This is a genomic window from Hymenobacter seoulensis, from assembly GCF_054780535.1.
Map to the genome: position 1 here is coordinate 45,259 of NZ_BAAGWD010000006.1, position 13,279 is coordinate 58,537.

A 13,279-nucleotide genomic window follows, 5' to 3' on the forward strand; every position below is an offset into this window, starting at 1 on the left:
CGTCCTGACGAAAAAGTGTCCCTTTTTTGCTTGATCCAGCGCCCTAGGGAGCTGGGGAGGACAAGTACTTTTATCCCACTTCCGAGCCCCGCTCGCCACAGCCCGGGTATTGCTGGCTCCCCAGGCCTACCCGTTCCATCTCCCCTTCTCCCACCAAGGCAGGCGCTGGTCTGCCGCAAGTTTCGCTACCCATGCAAACACCCTCTATTCTCCTTTACGGCGCCCTGCTGCCCCTGGCAGTAGCCCCCATGGCGGTGGAAGCCGGCTCCGCGGCCCTCCCCGCCCCCGTGCAGCAAAGCCCCGCGGCTGCTACCCCTATCTCAGGCACGGTGCTCGACGAAAAAGGGGTGGGCATGCCGGGAGTTACGGTGGTGCTCCGCGGCACGTCCGTGGGTACTACCACCGATGAGAATGGCCGCTTTTCCCTGAGCCTGCCCGAAGGCACTACCGGCGCCCGGCTGGTGGTGTCCTCCATTGGGTATAACAGCCAGGAAATTGTGGTGGGCGAGCAGACGACCCTGACGATTAAGCTAACCCAGAACTCCCTGCAGCTGGAGGAGGCAGTCGTTATCGGCTACGGGTCCCAGGAAAAGCGCACCGTCACGAACGCCGTCACCACGGTACAGGGCCAGGAGCTAGCCAAGCTCACGGTGGCCGACGTGGGCACGGCCCTGCAGGGCAAGGCCGCGGGCGTCACGGTAGTAGGGGCCGGATCGGAGCCCGGCGCAACTCCGCAAATTCTGATTCGCGGCTTGTCGACTATTAATGGCAACAGCCCCCTCTACGTCGTGGATGGCCTGCCGGTCAACGATATTAATTTTCTTAACCCCAAGGACATTGCCACCATCTCGGTGCTGAAGGATGCGGCCTCGGCGGCTATCTACGGCTCGCGGGCCGCCAACGGGGTTATCCTGATTACAACCAAAGCCGGGGCGACCGGTGAGCCCGTGCTGACGGTAGATGCCACCACGGGGGTCTCCAACCCCACCCGCCTGCCCAACATGGCCTCGGCCAGCGAGTATGCCCGCATTATGAATCTGGCGGCCAGCAACTCCGGCCTGCCGGCGGTATATCCCAATCCGGAGTCGTTTACCCAAACCACCGACTGGTGGAAGGAAATCGCCCAGCGAGGCATCACCCAGAACTATTCCCTGGGCCTATCGGGGGGCGGCGACAAGGTGCAGTACTCCACCGGACTCAGCTACTTCAAGGAGCGGGGCCTGGTCCGCGGCTCCGACTTTGACCGGCTGTCGTTGCGCCTGAAAACGCAGTACCAGGCGGCCAAGCGCCTGAAGGTGGGGCAGGATCTAACCCTCTCGATGACCAACCAGAACTACCTGAACAGCGGGAGTCTGTTTCGGGATGCCTTCAACGATGACCCCATCACCTCCCCCCGGGTGCCGGGCACCTCGGGCAACCCCTACGACTACTACGGCGCTTCGCCCACCGACGTGGGCAACCCCCTGGCCGCAGTGGAGCGCAATGATGACAAGCGCAACCAGTACACCCTGGTGGGAAACATCTTTGCCAGCTACGAGCTGCTGACCGGCCTGATTGCGGAGACGCGCTTTGGTACCAACACTAACATCTACGAGCGCAACGCCTTTAGCCCCTTCTACACCATCGACGCCAACGAGCGCAACCAGGTAAACTCCGTGCGGCGGGAGCACAACCTGGGGATTTACTGGAACAATACCAACACGCTTTCCTACACCAAGACTCTGGGCGACCACAACCTGACGGGGCTGGGGGCCGTGACCCTGGAGAAATTCAACACCCGGACCCAGGCTGCGTCGGGCCAGGCCATTCCGAGCAACGACCCCAGCCTGCGCTTTCTCGACGCGGCCACGGCCAACTACAACGCGAGCGGTAACACGTTCACCAACACGATTGCTTCGCTGATTGGGCGCGTTACCTACGACTTCAAGGGCCGCTACCTGCTCTCCGCCAGCGTGCGCCGCGATGCCGCCTCGGTGTTCCCGGCAAGCAACCGCTGGGGTACTTTTCCCTCCCTGTCGGCGGGCTGGCTGATTTCTGACGAGGCCTTTATGTCTTCTCTGGAAAGCCTCAATTTCCTGAAGCTGCGCGCCAGCTGGGGACGGGTAGGCAACCAGAACATCAGCAACACGGCCTTTATCGGCACCCTGGCCAAAACCTACTACGTCACCGGCGAGGAGCGCGAGGAGCAGGTAGCCGTGGTGCAAAGCAACGTGCCTAACACCGATGTGAAGTGGGAAACGGTGGAAGATTACGACCTGGGTCTGGATGTGGGCCTGTTTGACAACAAGCTCACCCTGACCGCGGACGTATTCCGGCGCAACACCACCGACATGCTCATGTATCAGGCTATTCCGGCGCACGTGGGGGCAGGCTACAACAGCCCCATCACCAACGTGGGGAGCATGCACACCAATGGCTTTGACTTTACCCTGGGCTACGCCAAGGCGGAGGGGCTGTTCACGTATGGCCTGAGCGTAAATGCTACCCGCGCGATCAGCCGGATTGACAAGCTAGCCAACGGCCAGGCCTTGTACTCGGGCAATACGCCCATCTTCGGCCGGCCTTCCAAAACGGAAGAAGGCGGCTACGTGGGAGCTTTCTACGGCTACCAGACGGCGGGCATCTTCCAGTCGCAGGCCGAGGTGGACAGCTACCGCAGTGCGGATGGCAAGGTTATCCAGCCCGGCGCCGTGGCGGGCGACTTCCGGTTTACGGATTTAAACGGGGACGGCCTGATTGATGCCAAGGACCAGCAGTTTATTGGCAACCCCACGCCCGATTTGACCTTCGGCGTAAACCTTTCGGCCGGCTACCGGGGCTTTGACCTGCAGGCCGCCCTAGTGGGCAGCCTGGGCAACGACCTGGTAAATGCCAACAAGGGCTGGTGGTATTCGGGTAGCTATAACTACAACAAGATTGCCGGGCTGGAAGACCAGGCCTGGCACGGGGCCGGCACGTCCAACGAGGTGCCCCGCATCGCGGCCAACGACAACAACCAGAACCTGACCCGCTTCTCGGATTTCTACGTGCAGGACGGCTCCTACGCCCGCCTGCGCAACCTGCAGCTGGGCTACACTTTCGGCAAGGGAGTGGCCAGCGCCCTGCACCTGGGCAGCGTGCGCCTCTACGTGAGCGGGCAGAACCTGCTGACCATCACGAAGTACGACGGCCTGGATCCGGAAATCGGCTACGGCCGCTCCTACACCGACGGGGCTTCGGCTCTAAACCGCGGCGTCGACCTGGGCAACTACCCCACCAACCGCACCTACCTGGTTGGCGCCAACATCGCATTCTAACCCCTTCCCACCCGCCACTGTCATGAAAAAATACTGCGTATACCTAAGCCTGGTTTTGGGATTGAGCCTGCAAAGCTGCGAGGACTTCCTGGACCAGCTGCCGAACGGGCAGCAAACCACCGCCAACTTTTACACCAATGCCGAGGAGTGCAAAGCCGCCGTCATGGGGTGCTATGCCTTATCCGACCAGGATGACTGGTGGAAAATTGACCGCAGCCGCATGTTTGGCGATGCCGGCTCGGACGACGCCTGGAAGGGTAATGCCATTGCCGGCGACCAGCGCGAGTTCGGGGACTTTGCCCGCTTTTTCTGGCTGCCCAACAACGAATGGTTTGACAACCGCTACACCTTTATTTTTCAAGCCATTGGCAACTGCAACTCGGCCCTGGTTGGCATTGAACAGGCCCCCATCGACGCTGCTCTCAAGCAGGAGCTGCTGGCCGAAGTAAAATTCATTCGGGCCTACAACTACTTTGAGCTGGTGAAAGGCTACGGCGGCGTGCCGCTGGTGCTGACCCCGGTAGCCCCCCAGGAGGCACTGGCTATTCCGCGCTCCACCACCGCCGAGTGCTACGCTCAGATCATCAAGGATTTACAGGAGGCCGCGGCCGGGCTGCCGGAGAAAAGCGCGCGGGCGGGTTCCGAAAAGGGCCGGGCCACCAAAGGGGCCGCTACGGCGTACCTGGCCAAAGCCTACCTGTTTACCGAGCAGTGGGCGCCGGCCCAGCAGGCGGCCGAAGCCGTCATCAACTCGGGGCAGTACAACCTGAGCGGGGAATTCAGGAACATCTGGAGCGTCAACAACCCCAATGGCAGCGAGTCCATCTTCGAGCTTAACTACAGCGCCAACCAAACCTTTAACCTGGGCACGGCCCTGACCGAGGTCATGCGCAGCCGCGCCGACGGGGGCTGGGGCTTTAACACCCCCTCCAGTAATCTGGAGCAAGCCTTCCTGCGCGAAAAGGACCCCCGCCTGAAGTGGACCATCATCAAGCAGGGCGACAACGTGGGACCCAAGACGGCCAATTTCGATTACTCGAACTACGATACCAAGCCCTCGGAAAACGAGTCGGGCCGCACCAGCCGCAAGATGTTTTTGCAGCGGGCGGAGCGCCCGGCCAACGAGCGGGAGCACTCGCCCCTCAACCGCATTGAGCTGCGCTACGCCGACCTGCTGCTCATGCACGCCGAAGCTTCCTTCCGCCTGAACCAGGAGGCCAAAGCGTTAAGCTCCCTGAATGAAGTGCGGGCCCGCGCCAACCGCCTGGAGCCCGGCACGGTCCTACCCCGTACTTCCTCGGGAACCCAGCTGCTGGACGACATCTGGCTGGAGCGTCGCCTGGAGCTGGCCATGGAAGGTCACCGCTACTATGACTTGGTGCGCCAGAAGCGGCTGGTAGCAGTAATCAAGGCCTTTAATGCCGCCCAGCTTACCAGCACCGACCCGTATGACAAAGGCAAGCTGAAAGACCAGATTTCGGAAACCAACAACCTGTTTCCGATTCCAACCAACCAGATCCAGCTTTCCGGGGGCGTTGTAACTCAAAACCCGGGCTACTAGGTTATCTACCGTACCGTACGCTGGGGTATCATGCCGGAGAATTCCGCTGGCGTGGTACCCCAGCACTGGTAAGTTGACTTTTCGAGCCTCTCCTAGCGGCGCTTACAACAGGCAACCGGTACGTTGGGAAGCCCGACATTGTGTATCCTACCAGATTCTGCTTTTCCTTATGACCCATTGTTTCCGCCCGGCAGCGCGCGCATTGGCTGCGGGCCTGCTCATGGCCCTGGCGTTTCCTGCTCAAAGTCAATCGTCGGCTGCTGTACTCACCGTCCGTATCGACCCGCAGCAGCCCCAGCAGACCATTGCCAATTTCGCGGCCTCCGATGCCTGGGCTTGTCAGTTTGTAGGCACCTGGCCCCAGGCGAAAAAAGAGGCCATTGCCGATCTGTTATTTAGTACGGAAACCGGGAAAGACGGACAACCGAAAGGCATCGGTCTATCTATGTGGCGGGTAAACTTGGGGGCGGGCAGCGCGGAACAGGGGAAGCAAAGCGGTATTAAGGATGAGTGGCGCCGCGCCGAATCGTTTCTCACGCCGGCCGGCACGTATGATTGGGGAAAGCTAAGCGGCCAGCGCTGGTTTATGGAGGCTGCCCGCCGGCGGGGGGTCGGTCAGTTTCTGGCGTTTCTGAATAGCCCACCCGTTTCGCTGACTCGCAATGGGAAAGCCTTTGCCACTGCGAAACAACCCAATCTAACCCCGGAAAAATTCGCGGCCCTGGCCGAGTACTGCGCCCATATGATAGAAGGGGTGCGAAAGAGCACCGGCATTTTGTTTAACTACCTCAGCCCCGTCAACGAACCCCAGTGGGACTGGAGCGACGGCGGCCAGGAGGGCACCCCCTTCTACAACGAAGAAATTGCGGGCATCACCAAAGCCTTGAGTTCCGCTTTGGTGAAGCGTAAGCTGCCCACGCAACTACTTATTGCGGAAGCCGGCAAGCTGGACTACCTCACTAGCCCCTCCGACAAGCCAAACCAGGGCAATCAGCTGGCGGCCTTTTTTGCGAATCCGGCGGCGCCTACCTACCTGGGCCAGACCCCCCAGGTGGCACCTATCATCGCCGGCCACAGCTACTTTACTACTTCTCCGCAAAGCCAGCTGGTTGCCACCCGGCGGGAGGTAGCTGCTCAGGTAGCACAGGTACCACAGCTAGCGTTCTGGCAGTCGGAATACTGCATTCTGGGCGACAACGCCGGCGAAATCAATGGGGGGCCCCGGGACCTCGGTATTACCCCGGCCCTGTATATGGCGCGGGTCATCCATACTGATTTAACGGTCGCGCAAGCTACGGCCTGGCAGTGGTGGCTGGCTGTTTCCCCCTACGACTACAAAGATGGCCTGGTGTACGTCGATAAAAACAAGGTTGACGGTTCCTACTACCCTAGTAAAATGCTGTGGGCCTTGGGCAACTACAGCCGCTTTGTGCGCCCGGGGGCGGTCCGCCTGCCGGCTGAGGTGACCGGGACTACTGCCGCCGCTCCCCTGGTGTCGGCCTACCGCAGTGCTGATGGCAAGCAGTTGATAACGGTAATCGTCAACGAAGCGGCTACTGCTGCTTCCTTGCGAATGGAGGTAACTCAAGGCCGGTTAGAAGCCGGTAAAGTGTACGTGACCTCCGCCACTGGCAACCTGCAACCCGCCCCGGCGCCCTCCGCCGCCGGCATCCTGCAGGTGGGCCCCCAGTCCATCACGACGCTGGTGAGCCCCTTGCGCTAATACCAACCGCCCCCGCCGGATCGTCGGCGGGGGCGGTTGGTATTAGCGCAAGGAGCCCGCGGTGCTTACGGTATATAGGGTTTGCCGAGCACCAATCGGTCGCCCGACAGATCTACCTCAAACAGGCGCGGGATGCGGTGGAAATGGCCTTTGATGTCCTGGTGGCTGTGCACAGCCATCAGCAGCTTGCCCTCAAACGTGTGAAACAGCATACCATGGCCATAATTTGGTGGCGTGATGGGGGTCGGCTCATGCACCCAGGGCCCATCCAGCGTGCCGCTGGCGGAATACGCTACGCCTTGGGTATAGGCATCATAAATCCAGCTGGTCCAGAGCATGCCCAGCCGACCGGTTTTGGTTTTGAAGAGAAAGGGTCCGTCCGTTACTTTATTGGGCTGTTCCTGCCCGTTCTTGTCTTTCTCTTTTTCGCGGCTCCACGGGGAAGAACTAGCTCGGAATAGCACTTTACCCTCCCCCACGCTTCCGCTCAGGTCAGGCTTCAGCTCAATCTTCTCAATTGTGCCATCTAAGTTCTGCAGCCATTCGTGACAATACACCAAGTACGGCTTGCGATTCGTGTCCCACCACAGGGTCCCATCCAGTGTGGGCTTGTTAGCGGGCAGATAGGTAGCGTCTTTCATGGGCACAAAAGGCCCGTCCGGTCGATTGCCGACCAATACGTGGCTGGCGCGGCGTTCTATCGGAATGCCCTGCACCGTGTCAATAAAAACTGCTGGATTGGTGAAGGTGGCGAAGTAATAGTACTTGCCTTTATAGGCATGGAGCTCAGCGGCCCAGATCATCGGCTTTAATCCCATCCAGGAGGTAGGATCGGGCTGGGCTACCGGAAAGGGACCATCCCAGGTTTTTAGATTCTTACTTTTCCAGAGCATGCCCCCCGTACCGGTCAGGTAATACTGGTTGGTTTTCGGATCGGGCAGGATAAAGGGGTCGCTCAGGGCGATGGAGTCCAGAGGTATGTTCTTTCGAACGGGTGGCGGAGGAGTCCGCTGGGCCTGGACGGCAGCCGGCACTATTAGGCACCCAAGGAGAAGCACCCTGAGCGTTTTCATTTTAGGGAGGGGAGTTAGCCGCATAACGCCTGGGTATGGTAAGACCTCATTTGATGAAGGCAAGGTAGGCGCATGCTAGAGGGGCGTCGGGGGGTAAATCCGTCAGATTAACGCCCTGGATTCGCAAGAAAGCCCCCAGCTAACCCGCTATGGGCTGGCTGGGGGCTTTCTTGCGAATCTTGATTTGATCTACTCGTCGGGATCAGCTCAGCCGTAGCACTGGCTGTCAACCCTGTTTAGTTAGTGCAAAGGTCGTTTTTTCAGCATACCTCCCACGGCATCATCCACGCTATGCTGAACGATGAACGCCTGCGGATCCAGGCGCTTCACTTCCTCGCGGAGGCCTGGTAGTTCTAGGCGCGTCACCACGGTGAAGATAATATTGCGCTCCTCCCGCTGCTCACCCCGCTTGCCGTAGCCACTCTGCCCTTTGTAGATCGTTACCCCTCGACCCAGTTGGATGGTAATGGCCTCCCGAATGTCTTCACTGCGCTCCGAGATAATCGTTACGCCAGTGTACTGCTCTATACCAGTCAGGATAAAATCAAGGGTTTTGGAGGCCGAAACGTAGGTCAGGATTGAGTACAGCGCTTCCGTGAGGCCCAGGACAAAGGCCGCTACGCCAAAGATGAAAATATTGACAATCAGAATAATATCACTGACTTTCAACAGCGGGGTGCTCTTGTTGATGAGCAGGGCCAGGATTTCGGTGCCATCCAGCACGGCCCCGCCCCGCATGGCCAGCCCGATTCCCGCGCCAATAAATACTCCCCCGAACACGGCCGTAATAAGCAGGTCGGGCGTTAGGTCAGGGAAGGGCACTACCACCAGGCACAAGGCAAGGCCGGCAATAGCGGCGGCACTTTTGATGGCGAAGCGCACCCCCATTTGCTTATAGCCCAGCAGTAGGAAAGGCAGATTGATCAGGAGCAGCCCCCACGACAGCGGCAGCCCCAATCCCGCTGACAGCAGCATGGAAATGCCCGTGGCGCCCCCGTCAATGAAGTGACTCGAGAGCAGAAAGCCTTTTAATCCCAGTCCGGCGGACAGGATGCCGGCCACAATAAACCCGACGTTTTTAAGCGTATTCCGAAACTGTTTTACTGATAAACTCATAGAAAGAACTTAAGAATCAGGCAGGTATGTTAGCAGATGAGCTTACGCTACAGCGTTTTCCGATCTAGAAAAAGCAACTACCACTCTCGCTTCTTTTCTGGTCCGCTGACCTGATTGCGGTAAAGTTGGCTAAAACTACCTTTTTTAAAACTCTACCCCCCCTATTTGGCTGGCTAAATAGCCAGCTATACGGCGAACACCTGTGTTTACTGTAAATCAGTTAGGCTTGGTGTAATGTTCTATTAGTAGTATTATGTAGTATTCTACAAGTAGAGAAGTAGTAGCCATCAAGCTAACGATAACGGGCAACAGCCTGCACAACTCGCTGATGGCCGGCGTGGCTCCCACCGATGTGTGGTAGGCTTAGGGTAGCTTGTATTGAACTTCTTTCCTTCTGCTACGGACAAGCAAAGGCAGATTGCTCACCATTTATCCAATTGACAGGGGTAGCCCAATAGTAGGAATAGAAATTCCGGCTAAGAGTATGTGGTGCCACCCCAACACGCTGATTTTGAGCTCACCCCTTGCTCGGTAGAAGCGAGCGTACACTGGGAAAGATTCCTGAAAAGCAGCGTCTAAAACACCATTTCCGCCCCCCAGCTAGGCGGGTGGCAGCGCTAATCGAGCAACAGAAGTCTTCCGAATGCTTTTCTCCCCGCAAGGTGTTTTACGAATGAAAGCCGCGATTTACGCCCACGGCAGCCCCAGGGTGAAAGGGTAGATCCATCAACCCCCCTATGGTCCGAGCGGCGTGGCCCCGCTTAGCCGCTGGCCGCCACTATCTGACCGAATTACCCTGACCTGAAAAGCCGCGGCTTTGCCGAGCGAGCCCAGTTTTACCAGCTTTTGGTCGATTCTTGCAGATTTACCTGCAGATCAGGTAGGCGCGCGCGCTGGGCCTACCGACCCGGTCCGACTCCGGCCGGCTGCCGGAGGCGCACGTGCTGGGGGCCTAGTGCGCGGGGTCTGGATCTGGGCCTGGTCCGGCGGCGCCACAGCACAAAGCCCGTCAGGCTGAGCAGGGCCGGCGAAAGTCCGCCCAGCGTCCACAGCGCTTTGAGCAGCAGACCGCCAAACTGCCCGAAATGCAACGTCAACGCCACCAGTTCAACTCGCTCGGCCACCCCCACCCCACGAACGTCAGCAGCGGTTACCACCCGGCCCGTACGCGCCGACAGCTCCACGGTCTGGCTGAAGTCGCCGTACAGGGGTTGGTCCGTCAGCCGCCCCAGCACGCTGATAACCGTATCGGCGGGGGTGCGGGGCAATACCAGGCCCTGGGCTACCAGCCCCGGCAGGGCAACTTCGGCCCGCCGCACCACCGAATCCAGCGACACCGCTACCAGGGGCTGGGGCCGCAACGGCTTTTCGGCTTCGGACTGGTAGGTCTCCGGCAGAAAGGCGGCGCGGAGCATCCAGGCCCCGCTGCCGGCCATCCCCAGGTTGAAGACCAGGGCCCAGACCCCCACCACCCGGTGCAGGCCGGAAGCAGCGGTGTGGGCATTCTTCCAGTTGATGCGCTGGCGCAGCAGCAGCACGGGCAGCAGGTGCTTGCGGTAGACGACAGCCCCGGTGACCACACTCAGCAGCAAGGCCACGCCCAGCAGAGCCACCACCAGTTCCCCGCCTTTGCCGGCCAGCAAACTGTAGTGCAGCCCCAGCAGCCAGCCAAATAAATGCTCGCGGGCGTTGCGCTGCCCCAGGTAGCGGGCGGTATAGGGGTCGAAGTAAGCCAGCGTCCACGAGTGGTCCGGCTGGTCCACGCTTACTTCCACGGCCTCCGTCGTGGTGCGAGGCAGGCGGCGCAGACGCAGGTAAGCGGGTTGCGGAAAGTGGACGCGGGCGGCGGCCATCACCCCGTCGAGGGAGGCGCGCGGGGTAGCGGGCCGCGCTACCGTCAGCAGGCGCGGGTTGAGCGCGTGGTCCAATTCCGGCTCGAACAGCAGCACTACCCCGCTCAGGCTCACCACCAGCAGCAGCAGGCCCGTAACCAGGCCCAGCCAGCTGTGCAGCGTGAACAAGCGGCGGGTGAACGGGGAGCGGGCCATGCGGGGAGCTTCTTAAAACGTGTAGCCGGCCGTCAGGCGGAACGAGCGGGCGTTACCCACCCACACGATGTCGCGGAAGAAAACGCCGGAGTAGTAGCGCGTGTCAGCCAGGTTGTACGCGTTCAACGCCAGCGAAACCTGCTTGAACTGGTAGTTGACCACGGCGTCGAAGGTCCGGTAGCCGGGAATGGAGAAGCCCGAATCAAAGCTGTAGCGCTTGCCCACGTAGTAGGCGCCGCCCCCCAGGCCCAGGCCCTGCAGGGTTCCTGTTGGCACGGTATACACCGCCCAGACGTTGCCCGCGTGGTTGGGGGCGTTCTCAAACCACGGTGAGCCGTAGGGCTGCTTGGAGTTGCCGTTTTTGGTGATGCGCGCCTCATTGTAGGCGTAGGTAGCGATAAGGTTCAGGCCCGGCAGTACCCGGCCGGTCAGGGTCGCCTCGATCCCCTTGCTGGTAGCTTCGTTGCCGGCAATCTGCCGCTGCCCGTCGGGGTCCGTGGGGTCGGTGGTCAGGATGTTGACTTTCTGAATGCGGTAGAAGGCCAGCGAGCCGATGAGGCGACGGCCCAGCAGCTCGGTGCGGGCGCCCACCTCCCACTGCCGGCCGGTTTCGGGGTCAAACGGCCCGCCGGAGCGGGGCAGGTTGGAGTACTGCGGCTCAAAGCTCTGGCTGTAGGAGCCGTAGAAGCTCAGCTCAGGCAGGGGCTGGTAAACCAGTCCGGCGCGGGGCACGAAGGCGGAGGCCGTTGACGTGTCGCGGGTCATGATGACGGCGGCGGCCGGGTCGCTGACCTGCTCGGTGCGGTCCTGGTCCAGGCTGGTGCTGCGGTAGGTGTCGTAGCGCAACCCCAGCACGGCCTTGAGCTGCGGGGTCAGGGTAAGCTGGTCCTGCACGTAGCCGCCAATAAAGCGGGTAGGGTTGTCGTAGCGGGCATTGTAGCCCTCGCCCCGGTAGGCCCGGCGATCGGTCACCCCGTACTGGGGGGAGAAGATGTTGAGGCCCGGCACGCCGTCGTAGCTCTGGGCGTAGTCGTAGCCGTTGGCCGAATAGCCGTAGTCCAGGCCGGCCAGCACGGTGTGCTGCACGGGCCCCGTGGCCACTTTCCACGTCAGGTAGCCATTGACAAACGCATCCTGCGTCACGTTGTCGAAGTCGCGGAAGTGACGATTAATAGTGCCCGTTGCTTTATCAATGGTGGGCACCCCACCTCTGCCGCGGGTGACATGGTGGTACTGCTGCACTGAGTTGTAGTAGCTGTAACGGGCCAGCAGATTCACGCTCAGGTTGTCCGAAATGCGGTGCTGGCCCAGAAACTGAGTGTTAGCAATGCGGTCGTAGCCCCGGTCGTTGCTGTCGTGGTGGCTCCAGTCCCGGGGCAGCACGCCTAGGTCGCCCTGCGGGTTTTGCTCAGTCGGTACCGCCATGATGCCGCGGTTGTACCAGGTGCCGCCGTCCTCGTTTTGATGAAAATACGAGGTAGTCAGCGTCAGGTCGGTGCGGTCGGTGGGCCGGAACGTCAGGGACGGGTTGATAAATACGTTGCGGGTTTTCCAGTCCCGCATCTGGTGGTCGGTGCGCTCGGCTCCGGCCACCACGCGGTAAAGCCACTTGCCGTCGGCCGTGAGCGGACCGGTGGCGTCGGCTACGCCGCGCAGCTGGTTGAAGCTGCCGTAGGTCAGGCGCACCTCGCGGCGGGCCGTGGCCTCGGGCAGCTTAGTGGTTTGATTGATGATGCCGCCGGGGGCCGCAAAGCCGTAGAGCACCGAGGCCGGGCCCTTGACGGCTTCCACGCTGGCTAGGTTATAGGTCGGCTGGGGCGTGTAGGAAGACCCGCCCAGGCGCTGCCCGTTCAGGGCAAAGTTGCCGGTAGTGGACCGGAAGCCCCGCAAATTAAAGTCGTTGTAGCCGCCGAACTGGGTGATGCCGGCAAAGTTGCGGATGCTTTCCTGCAACAGCTGCACCTGCTGGTCGCGCAGCACGGCCTCGGGCAACACCTGCACGCTCTGCGGAATATCGCGCAGGGGCGTTTCGGAGCGGGTAGCCAGGTTAGTAGCGTCGCGCTTGTAGGCCGTGTAGCTGCGGCCGGTCACGGTGACTTCGCTTAGCTCGCTCGGGCTCGGGGTCAGGCGCAGCTCGGGCACCGCCGTGACTTCGTTCTCACGCACTTCTACCGTGACTTCAGCGGAAGCAAATCCGATGGCAGTAGCCAGCAGCGTGTACGTTCCGGCCGGCACGCCGCGCAGCACAAAGGCACCTTTCTCGTCGGTAGTGGTGCCGCGAGTGGTGCCTTTCAAGGCCACGGTTACGAGCTCGGCCGGTCGGCCGTCGGCCTGACGAATGGTGCCGCGCACCTGCCCCCCGGTAACTGGAGCGACATGAGTGGCGGTAGGAAGTGAGGTAGCTTGAGCGGGAAGCGCGAGACCCAGGGTCAGGGTTAGGCAGAGCGGAGAAAAACGCATGC

7 protein-coding genes are annotated in these 13,279 nt (G+C 60.8%); 3 read left to right on the top strand and 4 right to left on the bottom strand.

The genetic code is table 11. The features are described from left to right. Nucleotides 1-191 precede the first annotated feature (191 nt). From ACYVHC_RS19130 to ACYVHC_RS19140, 3 genes are all read left to right on the top strand, one after another. On the top strand, nt 192-3,296 hold the full coding sequence (locus ACYVHC_RS19130; RefSeq protein WP_460615407.1) for a SusC/RagA family TonB-linked outer membrane protein: 3,105 nt from the start codon (nt 192-194) through the stop codon (nt 3,294-3,296). A gap of 22 nt (nt 3,297-3,318) precedes the next feature. Further along, nucleotides 3,319-4,857: a RagB/SusD family nutrient uptake outer membrane protein gene (locus ACYVHC_RS19135; RefSeq protein ID WP_460615408.1), complete on the top strand. Its 1,539-nt coding sequence runs from the start codon at nt 3,319-3,321 to the stop codon at nt 4,855-4,857. A 169-nt stretch (nt 4,858-5,026) separates the two neighbouring features. After that, nucleotides 5,027-6,580, top strand: coding sequence for a glycoside hydrolase (locus ACYVHC_RS19140; protein ID WP_460615409.1), 1,554 nt, complete (start codon nt 5,027-5,029; stop codon nt 6,578-6,580). A 65-nt stretch (nt 6,581-6,645) separates the two neighbouring features. Here the strand turns inward: ACYVHC_RS19140 and ACYVHC_RS19145 are convergent, their stop codons facing one another. The 4 genes from ACYVHC_RS19145 to ACYVHC_RS19160 form a co-directional block, all read right to left on the bottom strand. Continuing rightward, nucleotides 6,646-7,614, bottom strand: a complete 969-nt coding sequence (locus ACYVHC_RS19145; protein ID WP_460615410.1) for a glycoside hydrolase family 43 protein — start codon at nt 7,612-7,614, stop codon at nt 6,646-6,648. A 279-nt stretch (nt 7,615-7,893) separates the two neighbouring features. Further along, the gene (locus ACYVHC_RS19150) at nt 7,894-8,769 is read right to left on the bottom strand and encodes a YitT family protein (RefSeq protein ID WP_460615411.1); all 876 of its coding nucleotides are present in this window, start codon (nt 8,767-8,769) and stop codon (nt 7,894-7,896) included. A gap of 899 nt (nt 8,770-9,668) precedes the next feature. Next, nucleotides 9,669-10,817: a PepSY-associated TM helix domain-containing protein gene (locus tag ACYVHC_RS19155; protein ID WP_460615412.1), complete on the bottom strand. Its 1,149-nt coding sequence runs from the start codon at nt 10,815-10,817 to the stop codon at nt 9,669-9,671. Nucleotides 10,818-10,829: 12 nt separating this feature from the next. Then, complete coding sequence (locus ACYVHC_RS19160) at nt 10,830-13,277, bottom strand: TonB-dependent siderophore receptor (protein WP_460615413.1); 2,448 nt, start codon at nt 13,275-13,277, stop codon at nt 10,830-10,832. Nucleotides 13,278-13,279: the final 2 nt, after the last annotated feature.